General features: G+C 70.8%; 19 protein-coding genes. 9 read left to right on the forward strand and 10 right to left on the reverse strand.

Annotation, left to right across the window (positions count from 1 at the left end):
- Positions 1-42 precede the first annotated feature (42 nt).
- Complete coding sequence (locus EFL95_RS03425; protein WP_123232600.1) at positions 43-816, reverse strand: carbon-nitrogen hydrolase family protein; 774 nt, start codon at positions 814-816, stop codon at positions 43-45.
- 41 nt (positions 817-857) lie between these two features.
- On the opposite strand from EFL95_RS03425, the gene mobA reads away from it, so the two are divergent.
- The 3 genes from mobA to EFL95_RS03440 are packed head-to-tail and all read left to right on the forward strand — an operon-like array spanning position 858 to position 2780.
- On the forward strand, positions 858-1433 hold the full coding sequence (gene mobA / locus EFL95_RS03430; protein WP_123232601.1) for a molybdenum cofactor guanylyltransferase: 576 nt from the start codon (positions 858-860) through the stop codon (positions 1431-1433).
- 49 nt (positions 1434-1482) lie between these two features.
- Positions 1483-1788, forward strand: a complete 306-nt coding sequence (locus tag EFL95_RS03435; protein ID WP_123232602.1) for a DUF6457 domain-containing protein — start codon at positions 1483-1485, stop codon at positions 1786-1788.
- Positions 1789-1811: 23 nt separating this feature from the next.
- A complete protein-coding gene (locus tag EFL95_RS03440; RefSeq protein WP_123232603.1) occupies positions 1812-2780 on the forward strand; it encodes an NAD(P)H-quinone oxidoreductase in 969 nt (322 codons plus the stop codon).
- Here EFL95_RS03440 and EFL95_RS03445 read toward each other — a convergent pair.
- Both EFL95_RS03445 and EFL95_RS03450 read right to left on the reverse strand, forming a co-directional pair.
- The gene (locus EFL95_RS03445) at positions 2777-3157 is read right to left on the reverse strand and encodes a hypothetical protein (protein ID WP_123232604.1); all 381 of its coding nucleotides are present in this window, start codon (positions 3155-3157) and stop codon (positions 2777-2779) included. The genes EFL95_RS03440 and EFL95_RS03445 overlap by 4 nt on opposite strands.
- A 22-nt stretch (positions 3158-3179) precedes the next feature.
- A complete protein-coding gene (locus EFL95_RS03450) occupies positions 3180-3668 on the reverse strand; it encodes a YgdI/YgdR family lipoprotein (RefSeq protein ID WP_148044955.1) in 489 nt (162 codons plus the stop codon).
- Positions 3669-3730: 62 nt separating this feature from the next.
- Here EFL95_RS03450 and EFL95_RS03455 point away from each other — a divergent pair, with 62 nt between their 5' ends.
- The gene (locus tag EFL95_RS03455) at positions 3731-4279 is read left to right on the forward strand and encodes a bacterial proteasome activator family protein (protein WP_123232606.1); all 549 of its coding nucleotides are present in this window, start codon (positions 3731-3733) and stop codon (positions 4277-4279) included.
- Here the strand turns inward: EFL95_RS03455 and EFL95_RS03460 are convergent.
- Positions 4276-4848, reverse strand: a complete 573-nt coding sequence (locus tag EFL95_RS03460) for a hypothetical protein (RefSeq protein WP_123232607.1) — start codon at positions 4846-4848, stop codon at positions 4276-4278. The genes EFL95_RS03455 and EFL95_RS03460 overlap by 4 nt on opposite strands.
- A gap of 25 nt (positions 4849-4873) precedes the next feature.
- Entirely contained in the window at positions 4874-5668 is a 795-nt protein-coding gene (locus tag EFL95_RS03465; RefSeq protein ID WP_123232608.1) for a Cof-type HAD-IIB family hydrolase, read from the reverse strand.
- Positions 5669-5723: 55 nt separating this feature from the next.
- Here EFL95_RS03465 and EFL95_RS03470 point away from each other — a divergent pair, with 55 nt between their 5' ends.
- On the forward strand, positions 5724-6290 hold the full coding sequence (locus EFL95_RS03470) for a TIGR03086 family metal-binding protein (RefSeq protein WP_123232609.1): 567 nt from the start codon (positions 5724-5726) through the stop codon (positions 6288-6290).
- On the opposite strand, the gene EFL95_RS03475 is transcribed toward EFL95_RS03470, so the two are convergent.
- From EFL95_RS03475 to serS, 4 genes are read right to left on the reverse strand one after another with little or no spacing between them, the layout of a single operon-like run.
- Entirely contained in the window at positions 6259-8160 is a 1902-nt protein-coding gene (locus tag EFL95_RS03475; protein ID WP_123232610.1) for a reprolysin-like metallopeptidase, read from the reverse strand. The two genes, EFL95_RS03470 and EFL95_RS03475, sit on opposite strands and share 32 nt — an antisense overlap.
- A 39-nt stretch (positions 8161-8199) precedes the next feature.
- Positions 8200-8706 carry a GNAT family N-acetyltransferase gene (locus EFL95_RS03480; RefSeq protein WP_246004779.1) on the reverse strand — a complete coding sequence of 169 codons (507 nt, stop codon included), beginning with the start codon at positions 8704-8706 and terminating at the stop codon, positions 8200-8202.
- Positions 8694-9569 carry an HAD family hydrolase gene (locus tag EFL95_RS03485; protein ID WP_123232611.1) on the reverse strand — a complete coding sequence of 292 codons (876 nt, stop codon included), beginning with the start codon at positions 9567-9569 and terminating at the stop codon, positions 8694-8696. The genes EFL95_RS03480 and EFL95_RS03485 overlap by 13 nt, the downstream gene beginning before the upstream one ends.
- Before the next feature lie 2 nt (positions 9570-9571).
- Complete coding sequence (gene serS, locus EFL95_RS03490) at positions 9572-10846, reverse strand: serine--tRNA ligase (protein WP_123232612.1); 1275 nt, start codon at positions 10844-10846, stop codon at positions 9572-9574.
- 43 nt (positions 10847-10889) lie between these two features.
- On the opposite strand from serS, the gene EFL95_RS03495 reads away from it, so the two are divergent.
- The 4 genes from EFL95_RS03495 to EFL95_RS03510 are packed head-to-tail and all read left to right on the forward strand — an operon-like array spanning position 10890 to position 15931.
- Positions 10890-13154, forward strand: coding sequence for an FdhF/YdeP family oxidoreductase (locus EFL95_RS03495; protein WP_123232613.1), 2265 nt, complete (start codon positions 10890-10892; stop codon positions 13152-13154).
- On the forward strand, positions 13151-13831 hold the full coding sequence (locus tag EFL95_RS03500; RefSeq protein WP_183407000.1) for a phosphatase PAP2 family protein: 681 nt from the start codon (positions 13151-13153) through the stop codon (positions 13829-13831). The genes EFL95_RS03495 and EFL95_RS03500 overlap by 4 nt, the downstream gene beginning before the upstream one ends.
- Positions 13828-15414 carry a bifunctional phosphatase PAP2/diacylglycerol kinase family protein gene (locus tag EFL95_RS03505; RefSeq protein WP_246004780.1) on the forward strand — a complete coding sequence of 529 codons (1587 nt, stop codon included), beginning with the start codon at positions 13828-13830 and terminating at the stop codon, positions 15412-15414. Before EFL95_RS03500 ends, EFL95_RS03505 begins: the two co-directional genes overlap by 4 nt.
- Before the next feature lie 16 nt (positions 15415-15430).
- Positions 15431-15931, forward strand: a complete 501-nt coding sequence (locus EFL95_RS03510; protein ID WP_123232614.1) for a nitroreductase family deazaflavin-dependent oxidoreductase — start codon at positions 15431-15433, stop codon at positions 15929-15931.
- Between the two features lies 1 nt (position 15932).
- On the opposite strand, the gene EFL95_RS03515 is transcribed toward EFL95_RS03510, so the two are convergent.
- Positions 15933-16331 (reverse strand): DUF4446 family protein, encoded by a 399-nt coding sequence (locus EFL95_RS03515; protein ID WP_246004781.1) that lies wholly within the window; start codon positions 16329-16331, stop codon positions 15933-15935.
- Positions 16332-16337 lie beyond the last annotated feature (6 nt).

Consider the following 16337-nt stretch of genomic DNA (forward strand, 5'->3'; position numbering starts at 1 on the left):
CCTGCAGAACTCACGAAATCGACATCGGAGACTATCAACGGGTCACATCCGTCGAAGGCTCAGCGCCGGGTTGCGCTCGCGAGCGGCCCGTACGACGTCCAGGTCGATCTCGGCGGTGAGCAGCTCCTCGCCCTCGCCCGCCTCGGCGACGACGTCCCCGGTCGGAGCGATCACCGCGGAGTGCCCGCAGTAGCGCGGACCCGGCTGGGCCGCGGCGACGAGCCACGCGACGTTCTCGATCGCCCGGGCGCGGATCAGGGTCTGCCACTGCGCGACCTTGCCGGGACCGGCCACCCAGGCCGCGGGCAGCACCAGCACCTCGGCGCCGGCTGCGGACAGGGCGCGGCCCAGCTCCGGGAAGCGCAGGTCGTAACAGGTCATCAGGCCCACCTGGAGCCCGGCGACCTCGGCGACGACGGGCTCGGTCGCACCGGCGCTGACGATGTCCGACTCGCGCTGCCCGAAGGCGTCGTACAGGTGGATCTTGCGGTACGTCGTCAACGACCCGGGCTGGTTCAGCACCAGGGTGTTGAACGGCCGTTCCGGGTCGGAGGACTGCTCGAACATGCCGGCCACCACCGCTGCACCGGTCGCCTCGGTCTTCGCCCGCGCCGCCGAGACGAAGGGGCCGTCCAGGGGCTCGGCGATCGGCGCGAGTGGCGAGCCCGGTTCGCCGAAGTCCCGGGCGAAGGCCTCGGGCAGGACCAGGAGATCGGTTCCGGCGGGCAGCTCGAGACCCGCGAGCGCGTCCTGGTTCACCGCAGGGTCGAGGTCGGAGGCGTGCTGCCACACCGTCACCCGCACCTGTGCGCCCATGCATCCAGCGTAGAGGCATCGACGGTGGCAGACTGCGCGACGTGGAGACGCACAGGACCGGTGCCGTGGTCCTCACCGGGGGCAGCTCCGTCCGGTTGGGCGGGGCCGACAAGGCGTCGATCGAGCTCGGGGGGCTGACGCTCCTCGAGCACGCCCTCGGCGCGATGCTCGACATCGACGAGGTCGTGGTCGTCGGCGACCCGGTGCCCACCACGCGACCGGTCACCTTCACGCGCGAGGACCCGCGGGGTGGCGGTCCGGCCGCCGGTCTGCTGGCCGGACTGCGGGCGTTCGCGCGTCGTCCCGATCTGCTGGTCGTGCTCGCCGTGGACATGCCGCTCGTCACCAGCTCGACGGTGCGTCGGCTGACCGAGGCATCCTCGGGCGACGGCGCCGTGCTCGTCGACCAGGACGGGAAGGTCCAGTTCCTGTGCGCGGCGTACCGGCCCGACGCCCTCGACCGGGTGCGGCCTTCCTACGAGGACGAGCACGGGTTGTCGATGCGGGACCTGGTCCGAGGTCTGGAGCTCGTCGAGGTCGCGGCCTTCGGCCCGGAGACCCGCGACGTGGACACCTGGGACGACTTGCTTGCGCTGAGGGAAACCTTCGGCGACTGATCGCCTATGCCTCTTGCGCCCGTCCGGCGACGGGGGTGAAGGTGGGTTCGTGAATCTGCACGACTGGATTGATGAGCTCTGCGACGCCCTCGACGTGGAGATCGACCTCGACGAAGCACTGATCCTCGACGTGGCCCGCGACGCCGCGCACAACGTGGCACGTCCGGCTGCACCGATCACCACCTTCCTGCTCGGGTACGCCGCGGCGAAGTCCGACGGAGATCCCGACGAGATCGAGCGACTGGCCTCGGCGGCGCAGGACCTCGCCCTCCGCTGGGACAAGCCGGCCGAGGTGCTCGAGCACGAGGACGACGACCCCGAGGTCGAGGAGGAGCTGGCATCGGCCGACGCCTGATCGCTGCCCCCTAATCTGGAGGCATGCGAGCTGTTGTCGTGCCCGAGCCGGGCGGTCCGGACGCCCTGGTCGTCGCCGAGCTTCCCGACCTGACCCCGGGTCCTGGCGAGGTCGTCCTCGACGTCGTCGCCACCGCGGTGAACCGCGCCGACACCCTGCAGCGGATGGGGTTCTACCCACCACCGCCGGGGACGAGCGACGTGATCGGCCTGGAGTGCTCCGGCCGCGTCCGCGCCGTCGGCGAGGGTGTCGAGGGCTGGTCGGTGGGCGACGAGGCGTGCGCCCTGCTGGCCGGCGGTGGCTACGCCGAGCAGGTGCTGGTGCCGGCCGGACAGTTGATGCGGGTGCCCGACGGCGTCCCGCTCGAGGTCGCGGCCTCGCTGCCCGAGGTCGCCTGCACCGTCTGGTCGAACGTCTTCATGCTGGCCCACCTGCAGCCGGGCGAGACCTTCCTCGTGCACGGAGGTGCCGGCGGCATCGGCACCTTCGCCATCCAGACCGCGAAGGCGCTCGGTGCCCGGGTCTTCACCACGGCCGGGACACCGGAGAAGCAGCAGCTCTGCCTCGACCTCGGCGCCGACCGGGCGATCAGCTACCGCGACGAGGACTTCGTGACGGTCGTCTCCGAGGCCGGCGGTGCCGACGTCATCCTCGACAACATGGGCGCGAAGTACCTGGAGAGCAACGTCTCCGCCCTGGCCACCGAGGGACGGCTGGTCATCATCGGCATGCAGGGCGGCACCCGTGGCGAGCTCGACATCAACGCGCTCCTGCGCAAGCGCGGCGCGGTGATCGCCACGTCGCTGCGGGCTCGGCCGACCGCTGAGAAGTCGGCGATCTGCCGGGCCGTCGAGGAGCACGTGTGGCCGCTGGTGTCGGACGGCCGGATCCGGACGATGGTCGACGCCGAGTTCCCGCTCGAGGAGGCCGGCAAGGCGCACGCCCTGATGGAGTCGGGTGACCACACCGGGAAGATCCTGCTGCGGACCTAGGGGGTCGCGGGTGTCGACGGCGACGACGGCGTCGAAGGGCTGCCGTTGACGCAGGGCACGAACCGCTGCGCGACCCAGGTGCCGTCGTCCTTGCGCCACATGTCCAGCGACTGGACGACCTGCTTCTGCTTGTCGAGCAGGGTGACCGTCTCCTTGCCGTCCGCCGGCTGGTGCGGCACCACCTTGATCGCGGCCACCTTGGGGTCGATGGCGTGCCGGAGCAGACGCGTCAGTGCCTGCCGGTTCGCCGCCGCCGCGACCGGCTCGTAGTGGTCCACGCAGCGCGGCGCCGTGCCGACCGGGGTGCCACCGCCGCAGCCGGTGAGGACCAGGGCCGCGCTGAGGATGACCAGGAACCGCGAGGTGACGGCGTTCATGCCCGGAGTCTCGCACTCCCGCTCACGAGGCGGGGGGAACCCTCACCAGGTACGTCACCGTCACGGTGCTGCCGGTCTTGGCGGCGTTCACGCTGACCTCGTACTTCGCGCTCGTGAACTGCCCGGTGTGCACCTCGCCCATGTCCATGTTCTGGCCGGCGGTGAACCCGGCGCCCTCGAGCTTGGACTTGGCGTCGCCGAACACGTCGCTCGCGTCGCCGTCGCTCTGGACCACGACCGACCACGCGTACGGGCCGGTGTCGGTGCCCTTCGAGCCCCCGATGATCGTGCCGTCGACGACCGGGACGTCGTCCTTCGGGAAACCGTCAGGAAGGCCCTTGCCGACGGTGATCTCGCCGTCGTCGGTCTTGATCGTCGCGCCGTCACCGTTGCCGTCGACGTGCACCTTCGAGCCGTCGGAGGTCGTCACGGTCTTGCCGCCGCAGCCGGTCAGCGCCAGGGAGGCGACCAGCAGAGCGATCGCCGAGAGGTTCCGCACCTTGGATGTCATGCGCGGAATCCAAGCAGTCGGCCCGGACCGGCGGCATGGGCCGATTGGCTAGGCTTTCGGCCATGTCGAGCCAGCAGCCCGAAGACCAGGACCCCCGCGTGGTGATCATCGATCCGCAGGGTCAGCCGACCGGTCTCGTCGCGCCCGAGGACGGGTCCGAGGAGGACATCGAGCAGGTCACCGACCTGGTCGAGGAGCCGGCCAAGGTGATGCGGATCGGCAGCATGATCCGGATGCTTCTCGAGGAGGTGAAGGCGGCACCGGTCGACGAGGCCGGGCGCAACCGTCTCGCCAGTGTCCTGAAGACCTCGATCGCCGAGCTCAAGGAGGGCCTGGCCCCCGAGCTCGGGGAAGAGCTCGACCGGTTGATCGACCCGTTCTCCGACCAGACGCCGTCGGAGTCCGAGCTGCGTATCGCCCAAGCCCAGCTGGTCGGCTGGCTCGAGGGCCTGTTCCACGGCATCCAGACCGCGATCTACGCCCAGCAGATGGCAGCCCGCGCCCAGCTCGAGCAGATGCGCCGCGCGCTCCCGCCGGGTGCCGTGCCGGGCATGCAGCCGGACCCGACCGAGACGGCTGCCGAGAGCAGCTCGGGAGGGATGTACCTCTAGGACCTCGTCGGCCGACGGATCCAGATCAGGAACCCGAGGGCACCAGCCACGATCAGGCCGGTGATGACGACCGTGTACCAGGCGGTTCCGGCGATGGGGTCCTCGTCGACCGCCCCGGGTCGGCTCCCCGGAGTGGCGTAGGGACCGGTCGGCGGCTCACCGGTGATCTTCTCGATCCGGGAGGCCAGCGCCGCGTCGTACGGGACGGCTCCGCCACTGCACGTCGAGACGCCCATCGCGCCGGGGTGCTTGCCGTGGATGTAGATCAGGTAGCGCTTGTCGGTGACCAGGGACCCGAGTCCGCAGGCGGACTCCTGCGCTGCCCCGGTCAGCTTCTCCTTCTCCGCGGCCTTGCCCTTGTAGACCTGGGAGACCTTCACGCTGTAGGTCGTGGTGATGCCGTTGGTGGCCACCCAGTCCACCTTCGCGTCGACCACGGTGCCGGCGTTCTTCACCAGCTCGGCGGTCGTCATCGAGACGCAGCTGCACGCCCACGACGTCTGCGGGGTCAGCACCAGCATCCCGGCGGTCACCGCCAGGACGAACAGGAGCCTCGCGGTCCGCAGCATGGGTTCAAGCCTGCCCCGGGGCTGGTCAGGAGTCGAGCAGCTGCTCGATGACCTCGGCCACACCGTCGTCGTCGTTGGTTCCGGCGACGTGGGTCGCGATCGCGCGCACGCTCGGGTGCGCGTTGGCCATCGCGTACGACGTACCGGCCCACTCCAGCATCGGCAGGTCGTTGGGCATGTCGCCGAACGCGACCACCTCGTCCGGCCCGATGCCGCGCTCGGCAGCGAAGACGGCCAGCGTCGAGGCCTTGGTGACCTGGTGGGCGCTGATCTCCAGCAGGGTCGTCGCTGACGACCAGGTGATCTCGGCGAGGTCGGCGGCCACGGCCAGCGCAGCGTCCCAGAAGGACTGCGGGTCCAGCTCCTCGTGACGGGCCAGGATCTTGAGCACCGGGCGCCCGGCGATCTCCTCGAAGGAGCCGCGCAGGCTGCCCTCCGGAACCGGGTAGCGCTCCAGGAACCCGGTCTCCAGCGCGATCCCGTCCAGGGTCTCGACGGCGTAGTGGGTGCCGGGGACCGCGTCTCGGATCCGGTCGGCGACCTCGACCGCGATCGCCGACTCGAACGCCCGGACCAGGTAGGGCGAGGACGTCGCGACGTCCCAGATCAGGGCGCCGTTGGAGACGATCGCGTGCCCGTGGCCACCGACGTGGTCGAAGACGTCCTTCGCCCACCGCAGCGGTCGGCCGGTCACGAAGACGACCTCGACGCCGGCTGCTTCGGCTGCCAGCAGTGCCGCCTGGGTGCGCGGGGTGATGGACCCGTCGGAGTGCACCAGTGTCCCGTCCAGATCGGTCGCGATCAGACGGGGCGGGCTCACAGGGCGAGGCTAACGGGCCTTGTATTCAACCAATTGGTTGAGTATGGTTCCCGGCATGGAACCCACACCCGCAGCCGAGCACCGCGACACCGCCGCCGCCTTCACCGCTCTGGTCCGCAGCGCCGATCCGGGTCGCTGGGACGATCCGGCACCGGTCGCGGAGTGGCGGGCACGCGATGTCGTCGACCACCTCGTCGAGTGGCTGCCCGGGCTGCTCAGCTCAGGATCCGACGTACGCCTCCCTGCCGGCCCGTCGGCCAAGGACGACCCGGTCGCGGCGTGGGAGCACCACGTCGCCGCTGTCCAGGCACTGCTCGACGACCCGGCGACTGCTGAGCTCGTGCTGACCAACCCGCACATCGGCGAGGTCCCGGTCGACCAGGCGGTCTCGCGGTTCTACACCTCCGACGTCTTCCTGCACACCTGGGACCTGGCCAAGGCGACCGGACAACCGATCGCCCTCGACGAAGCCCGCTGTGCCGACATGCTCGCCGGGATGGAACCGCTCGACCAGATGCTGCGCGAGTCCGGTCAGTACGGGCCGAAGGTGGACGTGCCGGGCGGCGACGCCCAGGCGCGCCTGATGGGCTTCATCGGACGCGACCCGCGGGCCTGGCCGTAGGACGCCGGCCGGCGAGTACCAGCACCAGGCCGAAGGTCAGTGCGAACGCTGCTGCCGCGATCTCGGCGAGCAGCAGCCGCGGGCTGCCGGTGCTCGGCAGCAACCCGTGCCGCGGCGGACGCGGCTGGTGGTGCGAGGTGTCGTCCGGGGGCTCGTGGGTGGGACCACCCGTCGTCGGGGGTGCCGTCGTCGGAGGACCGGTCGTCGGCGGTGGAGCGAGCGTGACGGACGGGGACGGCGCCGGCGGAGTGGTTGCGGACGGACCAGGAGCGGTCGGTGGGCCGGTCGGCGCACTGGTGGCCGAAGGACCGGTCGCAGCGTCGGTCGGCAGCGTTGTCGGCAGGTCCGGCGGTAGTGCCGTCGGCAACGCCGTGGGGAGAGCGCTCGGAAGGGCGGTCGGAAGGGCGGTCGGCACCGCGGAGGGAAGGCCCGTGGGGACCAACGTCAGCAGGTCCGTCGGCAGAGCAGTCGGTACGGCGGTCGGAACCGTTGTCGGCAGCGGGGTGGGGACCGAGGTCGGGAGGTCCGGTGTCGGCAGGCTCGCGGTGGGTTCCGGCGTCGGCGCCGTCGTCGGGGTCGGGTTCAGGGTCGGCGTGGGTTCGCCGGTCGGCGTCTGGGTGGGGCTGACGGTCGGAGCCGCGTCGGTCGGAGAGAGGGTCGGGGCGGGCGGCGGCGCGACCGCCTCGTTCTCGCACGCGTCGGCCAGCTGGTCGGCCGCGGCCGTGACGCCGGGCGCGCGGCTCAGCGTCACCGTGACGCTCGCGACCGCACTCGGATCGCCCGGCGCCCCGACCTGGTTGACGGCAACATGCACGCCGCCCTGGTCGAAGGACTCGCCCGCGACCCGCGCGTAGATCGGCACGTTCTTCGCGTCCGGGAACGACAGCAGCTGGGAGACAGCTCTGCCGTCGGAATCGTGCACGACCTGCTCGACCGTCACGCCGTCCCGGAACCAACCCGCGGACGAGCTCGTCGAGGTCCCCACGTAGTAGGCGCCGGAGTCCCGGCCGGCGCCGTCACGGAAATCGAGGTAGTACACGGCTCCGGTGATCGGGTCCGTGATCCGGAGGCCGCGCTCCCCGGAGTCGGTGCCTCGTGGGCTGAGGGTGTAGGTACGGCTCGCACTCGGAACCTCGGTCGGGAGGCTGGCGTCATGGATCTCGCAGCTGTCATCGATCCCGAGGAGCTGGCGCTCGTAGGAGTCGAGAGAAGCCGGCACGTAGGCAGGCGTGCTGGAGGTCGTGACCCCCATGATCGCGTAGCGGTCGCCGTACTCGACGTCCGTGCAGGTCGGGTCGCACATCAGCGAGTGCGCGTGCATGAGCCCGAAGTTGTGGCCGAGCTCGTGCAGGAGCGTCTGCGGTGACTTCGCCGGGTCGTAGGAGAACGTGACCTCGCCGCCCGAGGTCATCCCGTCGCTACCGATGGTTCCGTGCCCGCCGGTGCAGGCGGACGGGCCCATGACGATCAGGTGGTTGCCCGAGCTGCCGCCGAAGTCGACGTCCGGGAACAGCTTCTCGGCCTCGTCCCACAACGAGCTCTGGCTCTGGCAGTCGGTCGCAGTCTTCAGCTCGGTGAATCCCGTGCCGACCCGGGTGAAGCTGGTCAGCGCCCCGTTGCTCTCCACCACCCAGCGCTGCAGGGCCGCGTCGATCGTCCCGAGGATCGTCGCGTCGGAGTCCGGGTAGGCGCCCTTGTTGGTGATCTTGACGACGTACGCGTGCTGCGCGGAGGAATCCGGAGCCGCCGCCAGCACGAACGGTGCGGCGACCGATGAGGCGACGAGCGCAGCGGCAGTGCCGGCCAGCGCAGCGGCGGCGAGGGTCGAACGCTTCAGGACACGGGCGAACGAGGGGAGGGAGAGGGGCACGCCTACCGCACGCGCGGGGGACGCCGTTCTTACGCAGGCTCAAGCCGGCAGCGGGCGGACCATCACCAGGTTGCCGTCCTCGTCGCTCCCCAGCAGGCCGGTGAAGCCGCACTTCGCCAGCACCCGCACGCTGGCGGTGTTGCTCGGCTCGACGGAGGCCCGGACCCGGATCCCGGCGGCGTCGACGTGGCCCAGCAGCCCCTGGAGCGCCTCGGTGGCGGCGCCGTGCCCGCGGGCGTCGGGCACCAGGCCGTACCCGACCTCGACCTCGGGGACCGCGTCGTCTGCATCCTGCGGCGGGCCGAAGAACCCGATCGACCCGACGACGAGCCCGTCGAACGCCCGGACGATGTGGCGCGGCGCCCAGCAGGACTCCTCGCGGACCATCGTGAGCGCGTCCAGGTCGTCCTTGCGCGGGTAGTCCGGGTGCCAGGAGGGCTCCCGGTGACCGCCGAGGATCGCCCGTGCTTCGTCGGGCGTGATCACCGGCATCCGCAGTCGCGCGGTGCTGACCTCGTCGGGGATGCTCGCGGTCAGCCGAACCACCGCCGCAGCTCGGTGGCGGCGCCGTCCTCGGTCACCGGGCCGGTGACGTGGTCGGCGGCGTCGCGCACGACCTGGGGACCCTGCCCCATCGCGACGCCGCGACCGGCCCAGGTCAGCATCTCGATGTCGTTGCGGCCGTCGCCGATGGCGAGCACGTCGGTGGCCTCCACGTCGAGCTCGGCGCAGACCCACTCCAGCCCGCTGGCCTTGCTGACGCCCTCGGGAGCCAGGTCCAGCCAGGCGGTCCAGCCGATGAAGTAGTTGGTGCCGTGCAGGCCGAGCTGCTTGGCCAGGTGGACGAAGTCCTCGGAGGTGGAGTCCGGGTCACGGATGATCACCCGGCTCACCGGACCGGCGATCATCTCCTCGATGTCGCAGATGATCATCTCGCCGTCGAGCTCACCGGGCGGGAACAGCCGGTTCACCCGGTAGCCGACCCCGTGCTCCTCGACCGCGACCGCGGCGCCGGGCACGTGCTCCAGGACGGTGCGCACCGCCTCGGAGGCGTCGAAGGTGATCTCGTGCACCATCTCCAGCGGCGCGTGCCGGACCACGACCGAGCCGTTGGAGGCGACGATGTGCAGCGGCTCACCGGTGAGCTCGCGGACCAGGTCGGTCAGGCCGATCCGATCGGCGATCCCGGCCATGCTCAGGGGCGCCCGGCCCGAGGCCAGCACCACCCGCGCACCGGCCCGGGCGGTGTCGAGCACCGCGTCCAGCACCGGCTGGGTCATGACCTCCGCGGCCATGCCCCGCTCGAGGTCGGGGATCAGCAGCGTCCCGTCGATGTCGAGGGCGACCAGGCTCGGGACCCAGCCGGGCTCACCAGGTTTCGACCCTTCGACAGGCTCAGGACGACGCAACCTCAACCACCGATCGGCGTCAGGACCTCGCGGCCGAGCCACTTCTGCAGCGCCTTCGGCACCTTCACCGAACCGTCGGCCTGCTGATGGGTCTCCAGGATCGCCACGATCGTCCGCGTCATCGCGCAGAGCGTGCCGTTGAGCGTCGAGATGGGCTTGATGCCGTCCTCGAAACGGCCGCGGGTGTCGAGGCGCCGGGTCTGGAACTCGGTGCAGTTCGAGGTCGAGGTGAGCTCGCGGTACTTGCCCTGCGTCGGGATCCAGGCCTCGCAGTCGAACTTGCGCTGGGCCGAGAGGCCCAGGTCGCCGGCCGCCACGTCGATCACCCGGTAGGCCAGCTCGAGCTTGTCGAGGAAGTCCTTCTCCCACTGGAGCAGCCGCTGGTGCTCGGCGTACGAGTCCTCGGTGGTGGAGTAGACGAACATCTCCACCTTGTCGAACCAGTGCACCCGGATGATGCCCTTGGTGTCCTTGCCGTGCGAGCCGGCCTCCTTGCGGAAGCACGGGCTGAACGCGGCGTACCGGAGCGGCAGCGAGGCGCCGTCCAGGATCTCGTCGGAGTGGTACGCCGCCATCGGCACCTCCGAGGTGCCGACCAGGTACATGTCCTGGCCCTCGATCCGGTAGACGTCGTCGGCCGCCTGGCCCAGGAACCCGGTCCCGGCCATCGCCTCGGGCTTCACCAACGACGGCGCGATGACCTGGGTGAAGCCGGCCTCGCGGGCCTGCTCCATCGCCAGGTTGATCAGCGCGAACTCGAGCTCGGCGCCGACACCGGTGAGGAAGTAGAAGCGCGAGCCGGACACCTTGGCGCCGCGGTCGAGGTCGATGGCGCCGAGCATCCGTCCGAGCTCGATGTGGTCACGGGGCTCGAAGCCCTCGGCCGCGAAGTCGCGGGGGGTACCGACGTGCTCGAGGATCACGAAGTCGTCCTCGCCACCGGCCGGGGCCTCCTCGGCCGCCGGGTTCGGGATCGCCAGCATCGCGTCCCGCCAGGCCTGCTCGGCATCGCCCTGCTTGGCCTCGGCCGCCTTGACGTCGGCCGAGAGCTGCTTGGTCTTCTCGAGCAGGGCGGTCTTCTCGTCGCCCTGCGCCTGCGGGATCTGCTTGGAGAGCTGCTTCTGCTCGGCGCGCAGTGCCTCGAACGCGACGATCGCCTCGCGCCGGGCCTCGTCCGCGGCCAGTGCAGCGTCCACCACGTCCCCGGACAGACCACGCTTCGCCTGGGCGGCACGGATCAGGTCGGGGTTCTCACGCAGCAGACGAGGATCGATCACCCGCTAACGATATCGGCAGCGTCGAACGGGTAAGAATGTCGAGGTGAGCAGACGCGCACCGCGGCAGGACCCCGACGACACCGGGCTCGAGGTCAAGGGCCGCAAGCACGACGCCGCCGGCCTGACGGCAGTGACCAAGGCCTTGCTCATCTCGAACGAGCAGATGGGGATCCGGCGGACGGCGCTGACCCTGGTCCGGCTCAATCAGAAGGACGGCTTCGACTGCCCCGGCTGCGCCTGGCCCGACCCGCACCACCGCAGCACCGCCGAGTTCTGCGAGAACGGCGCGAAGGCCGTCGCGGAGGAGGCGACCTTGCGCCGGGTCACGCCCGCGTTCTTCGCCGAGCACCCGATCACTGAGCTGGCCGGGAAGTCCGACTACTGGCTGGGGCAGCAGGGCCGGCTCGTCGAGCCGATGCACCGGCCGCGCGGAGGCACCCACTACGTCCCGATCTCCTGGGACGACGCGTTCACGATCATCGCCGAGCGGCTCCGTGCGCTGCCGAGCCCCGACGCCGCGTCGTTCTACACCTCGGGCCGCGCCTCGAACGAGGCCGCGTTCCTCTACCAGCTGATGGTGCGACGTTTCGGCACCAACAACCTGCCGGACTGCTCGAACATGTGCCACGAGTCCAGCGGCGCGGCGCTCGCCCACTCGATCGGCATCGGCAAGGGCAGCGTGCACCTCGAGGACCTGTACGCCGCCGACCTGATCATGGTGGTCGGCCAGAACCCGGGCACCAACCACCCGCGGATGCTTACCGCCCTGGAGAAGGCGAAGCGCAACGGCGCGCACATCGTCACGATCAACCCGCTGGACGAGGCCGGTCTGCGGCGGTTCCACAACCCGCAGTCACCGCTGAGCCTGGTCAAGGGCACCGAGCTGACCGACGAGTTCCTGCAGATCCGGCTGTCCGGCGACCAGGCGCTGTTCGCCGCGCTGGCGCAGCTGACGATCGAGGCCGGGGCGGTCGACGAGGACTTCGTCGCCAAGCACACCTCCGAGTACGCCGAGTACGTCGAGCACCTCGGCGCCCTGGACTGGGACCAGGTGATCGCGGCGACAGGGCTGACCCGGACCGAGATCGAGTCGCTCGCCGAGCGCTACCGGCGCTCGGACCGCGTGATCGTCTGCTGGGCGATGGGGCTGACCCAGCACCGGGACGCGGTCGCGACGATCCAGGAGATCACCAACCTGATGCTGCTGCGCGGCAACATCGGCAAGAAGGGCGCGGGCCTGTGCCCGGTGCGCGGGCACTCGAACGTCCAGGGCGACCGGACGATGGGGATCTGGGAGAAAGCGCCGGACTCGTTCCTGGACGCGCTCGGGACCGAGTTCGACTTCGAACCTCGGCGCGAGCACGGTCTCGACGCCGTCGACACCATCCGGGCCATGCGGGCCGGGCAGGTGCGTGCGTTCGGGGGGCTGGGAGGCAACTTCGTCTCGGCCACTCCGGACACCGCGGCCACCGCCGAAGCGATGGCCGGCCTCGACCTGACCGTCCAGGTGAGCACCAAGCTGAACAAGTCGCACGCGCTGTGCGGTCAGGAGGCGCTGATCCTGCCGTGCCTGGGCCGCACCGAGCGGGACCGGCAGGCCGGCGGCGACCAGGTCGTCAGCGTCGAGGACTCGATGGGCATGGTGCACCTCTCCCGAGGCCGCCTCGAGCCGGCCGGCGAGCAGGTGCGCTCCGAGATCGCGATCATCACCGGGATCGCCGAGGCGCTGCTCCCCGGGCAGGCGGACTGGGCCGGACTGCGCGCCGACTACGACCGGATCCGCGACCACATCTCCCGGGTCGTCCCGGGCTTCGAGGACTTCAACGCCCGGGTCCACCAGCGCGACGGCTTCGCGCTGCCGCACCCGCCGCGCGACCGGCGCGAGTTCCCCACCGCGACGGGCAAGGCGCGGTTCACGGTGAACGCGCTCGACCCGCTCCAGGTCCCGCCGGGCCACCTGCTGCTGCAGACGATCCGCAGCCACGACCAGTTCAACACCACGATCTACGGGCTCGACGACCGCTACCGCGGCATCAAGGCCGGGCGCCGCGTGGTGTTCGTGCGACCCGACGACCTGGCCGAGCTGGGCTTCGCCGACGGCGACCACGTCGACCTGGTCAGCGTCTGGTCCGACGGCGAGCGCCGGGCCGAGGACTTCCGGGTCGTGTCCTACGAGACCGCGCGCGGCTGTGCGGCGGCGTACTTCCCGGAGACCAACGTGCTGGTGCCTCTGGACGCGGTGGCCAAGGTGTCGAACACTCCCGCGTCGAAGAGTGTGCTGGTTCGTCTGGAACGATCTGCGGTGTGAACGACGACGTCGAGCGGCGCCGCACCAGTGCGCTGCTGGGTGGCGGTACGGGTGTGGTGCTGTTCGGCCTGATCGCGCTCGTGGTCCATGCCGACCCGCACTGGCTGCGCAGCCTCGACCACGGCCTCGGATCCGGTCCGCAGCGGTTCACTGCTGACCACCGCTGGGTGCTGAACCTCGCCAACTTCGTCGCCGACGTGACCCAGCCCGACTACCTGGTCGGCCTGGTGCTCGTGATCGCCGGACTGCTCGCCCTCGTCGGTCACTGGCGAGCCGGCGTCTGGGCGTTGATCGTCATCGAGGCGTCCCGCTGGGGCTACTACCTGCTCAAGGCCGTGTTCGAGCGGCCTCGCCCGCACTGGGCGCACCCCGCCGCGCACGCCGGTGGCTGGTCGTTCCCCTCCGGGCACTCGACAGCGATCGCCGCCCTCGCCGGCATCGCGATCGTGCTCGCCATCATGTTCAGCCCGACCCGCCGGCTGCGCTACCGGGTGATCAGCGGTGCACTCGTCGTGGCGGCGCTGGTCGGCTTCGACCGCATCCTGCTCGGGGTGCACTACCCCTCCGACGTACTCGGCGGACTGCTGCTGGGAGCGAGCATCACGCTGCTCACCCTGGCCGCCTTCGACCCGCTGCCGCATCGTGACCGCCCGCACAGGACTACCATCGCGCCGTGATCGACAGCCCTCGCCAGCAGCTGGCCCTCCGCCTCGGAGCACTGGTGAGCGGTCTGGCCTTCGTGGTGCTGACCACGATGGTCGGGAACGGCCTCGGAGGCCTGATCGACCTCGACCGCAGCGTGGGGCGCGGCCCGCGGAATTTCACCGATGCCCACACCTGGCTGCACTCGACCCTGACCTGGGTCGCGCACCTGACGGGGATCTGGGCCCTGACGGTGCTCACCGTCGTCGCCGCGGTCGCGCTCTGGGTGAAGAGCTACCGGCGCCCAGCGCTGTCGACGGTTGCGGTGATGGCGGCGACCGCCCTGGTCACCACCGGGGTGAAGTACCTGATCGGAGCGGGCCGGCCCGGCTGGGACAACCCGCCGAGCACGCTGGTGGACCGCTCGTTCCCGTCCGGCCACGCCAGCGGGATCGCCGCGGCCGCCGGGGTGTCGATCGTGCTGGCGATGATGCTCATCCGTCGTCGCGGGCTGCGCCGACTGGTGACCGTGGCCGCGCTCGTGGTCGCCCTGCTCGTGGGCGCGGACCGGATCTTCCTGGGCCGGTTCACGCTCTCCGACGTCGTTGCCGGCTACCTGCTCGGCCTGACCGTGGTGCTGCTCGGACTGATCCTGTTCGACCCGCGACCGCGCTCGATCGGACTCTCCACGGAGCCGTTCCCGGAAGCGATCCCGAGCGGCAACCGGCGCGTGGCCGGAATCCTCAACCCGATCAAGGTCGACGACCCGGCCGGGTTCCGGGCGATGGTCGACAAGATGGCGGAGGAGTCCGGCTGGGCCGGCGTGACCTGGTGGGACACCACCGTCGAGGACACCGGCTACTCGATGGCGCACGAGGCCGCCGTCTCCGGCGCCGACCTGGTGATCGCGATCGGCGGTGACGGCACCATCCGCGCGGTCTGCGAGGAGCTCGCCGGCACCGGCGTCCCGGTCGGCATCGTCCCGGCCGGTACCGGAAACCTGCTGGCCCGCAACCTCTCCATCCCGCTCTACCTGCGGGCCGCCGTGGACGTCGCGCTCAACGGCCAGGACCGGGCGATCGACATGGTCCGGGTGTCCGGCGACGAGATGGAGGACGCGACCTTCCTGGTGATGGCCGGCATGGGCTTCGACGCCGCGATCATGGAGGGCGTCAACGAGGACTTCAAGAAGAAGGTCGGCTGGCTCGCCTACGTCTGGTCGGCCCTGAAGGCGCTGATGTTCCCGGCGATCCGCGTGGAGGTCTCCGTCGACGGCGGCGAGTTCACCAAGCACCGCGCCCGCACCGTGGTGATCGGCAACGTCGGCCACCTGCAGGCCGGCATGCCGCTGATCCCGGACGCCGCCATCGACGACGGCCAGCTCGACGTCGTGCTGCTCTACCCGAGGCGCTTCCTGTCCTGGCTGCCGCTGGCTGCCCGCGTGCTCACCAAGAACCCCCGCACCGACGACACCATCACCCGGATGCGCGGTCGGCAGGTCGTCGTACGGACTCCCGCGGCGGCGCCCCGGCAGCTGGACGGCGACCTGATCGAGCCCGGCAAGGAGCTGCGCGCCGAGTGCGACCACGGACGGCTGCTCGTCCGCGTTCCCCGCTGATCCCTAGGATCGGGGCATGCTCCCCGACTCGGACAGGAACTGGCTGACGCCGGTCGCGATCTGGATCGGCAGCCTCTCCTGGGTGCCGCGCTTCCTGAAGCAGATCACCGCCATGGACAAGTTCCTGTCCCGGATCACCCACGGTCGCTGGTCCTTCGTCCGCCTCGCCGGGCTGCCCAGCATGATGCTGACCGTCATCGGCCGGAAGTCCGGTGAACCCCGCTCGACTCCGGTCCTGTGCGTCCCCTACCTCGACGGTTACCTGATCGCCGGGTCCAACTTCGGCGGACCCAAGATGCCGGCCTGGGTGTTCAACCTGCGCGCGGCGATCGAGGACTCGAAGAACGTCGGGGTGAGCTTCCACGGCCACGACCTGGAGGCGGTCGCGCACGAGTGCACCGGCGAGGAGCGCGAGGTCGTCTGGGCGCACATGAACCTGACCTGGCCGAACTACGCCAAGTACGCCGAGCGCTCGGACCGGACGATTCCGGTGTTCCTGCTGGAGCCGGCTGCCTGAGTCAGCCGCGGGCGTGGGCGACCGCGTCCGACTCCTCGGGGGACAGCGGCTGCTCGCACCGCCAGGCCGAGATCGACTTGGCGTAGGTGCGGGCCTCGGTGCGGCCGTGGATGGAGGTCAGCACGGTGCCGTCACCGTGGTCGTCCAGGATCGCCAGGGACCACGACAGCTGGCCCCCGGTGTCCTCGAACGCGTCGTAGCGGACCACCGCCAGGTGCTTCAGAGCGGTGGCGGCCTCGGCCCGGAGTGCGGCGACCTCGTGACGCAGCCCGAGCGCGTCCTGAGGCAGGTCGGAGACGTCGACGACCTGCTCCGGGGCCTGTCGGAAGCGCGGCGCCAGCTGCAGGCCGAGCGCGGTGAGCGCGGCCAGGAGCGCGAGAACCGAGAGCGCGGTGTTCACCCGGTC

Source organism: Nocardioides marmorisolisilvae (assembly GCF_003725775.1).
In the GTDB taxonomy this organism is placed as follows: Bacteria; Actinomycetota; Actinomycetes; order Propionibacteriales; family Nocardioidaceae; genus Marmoricola; species Marmoricola marmorisolisilvae.

What these genes read in the sequence shown, in the direction of transcription:
- EFL95_RS03445 (WP_123232604.1), bottom strand. Translation starts at nt 3,157, where the DNA reads ATGAACGCCGTCACCTCGCGGTTCCTGGTCATCCTCAGCGCGGCCCTG.
- EFL95_RS03460 (WP_123232607.1), bottom strand. Translation starts at nt 4,848, where the DNA reads ATGCTGCGGACCGCGAGGCTCCTGTTCGTCCTGGCGGTGACCGCCGGG.
- EFL95_RS03440 (WP_123232603.1), top strand. Translation starts at nt 1,812, where the DNA reads ATGCGAGCTGTTGTCGTGCCCGAGCCGGGCGGTCCGGACGCCCTGGTC.
- EFL95_RS03425 (WP_123232600.1), bottom strand. Translation starts at nt 816, where the DNA reads ATGGGCGCACAGGTGCGGGTGACGGTGTGGCAGCACGCCTCCGACCTC.
- EFL95_RS03510 (WP_123232614.1), top strand. Translation starts at nt 15,431, where the DNA reads ATGCTCCCCGACTCGGACAGGAACTGGCTGACGCCGGTCGCGATCTGG.
- EFL95_RS03450 (WP_148044955.1), bottom strand. Translation starts at nt 3,668, where the DNA reads ATGACATCCAAGGTGCGGAACCTCTCGGCGATCGCTCTGCTGGTCGCC.
- EFL95_RS03455 (WP_123232606.1), top strand. Translation starts at nt 3,731, where the DNA reads ATGTCGAGCCAGCAGCCCGAAGACCAGGACCCCCGCGTGGTGATCATC.
- EFL95_RS03470 (WP_123232609.1), top strand. Translation starts at nt 5,724, where the DNA reads ATGGAACCCACACCCGCAGCCGAGCACCGCGACACCGCCGCCGCCTTC.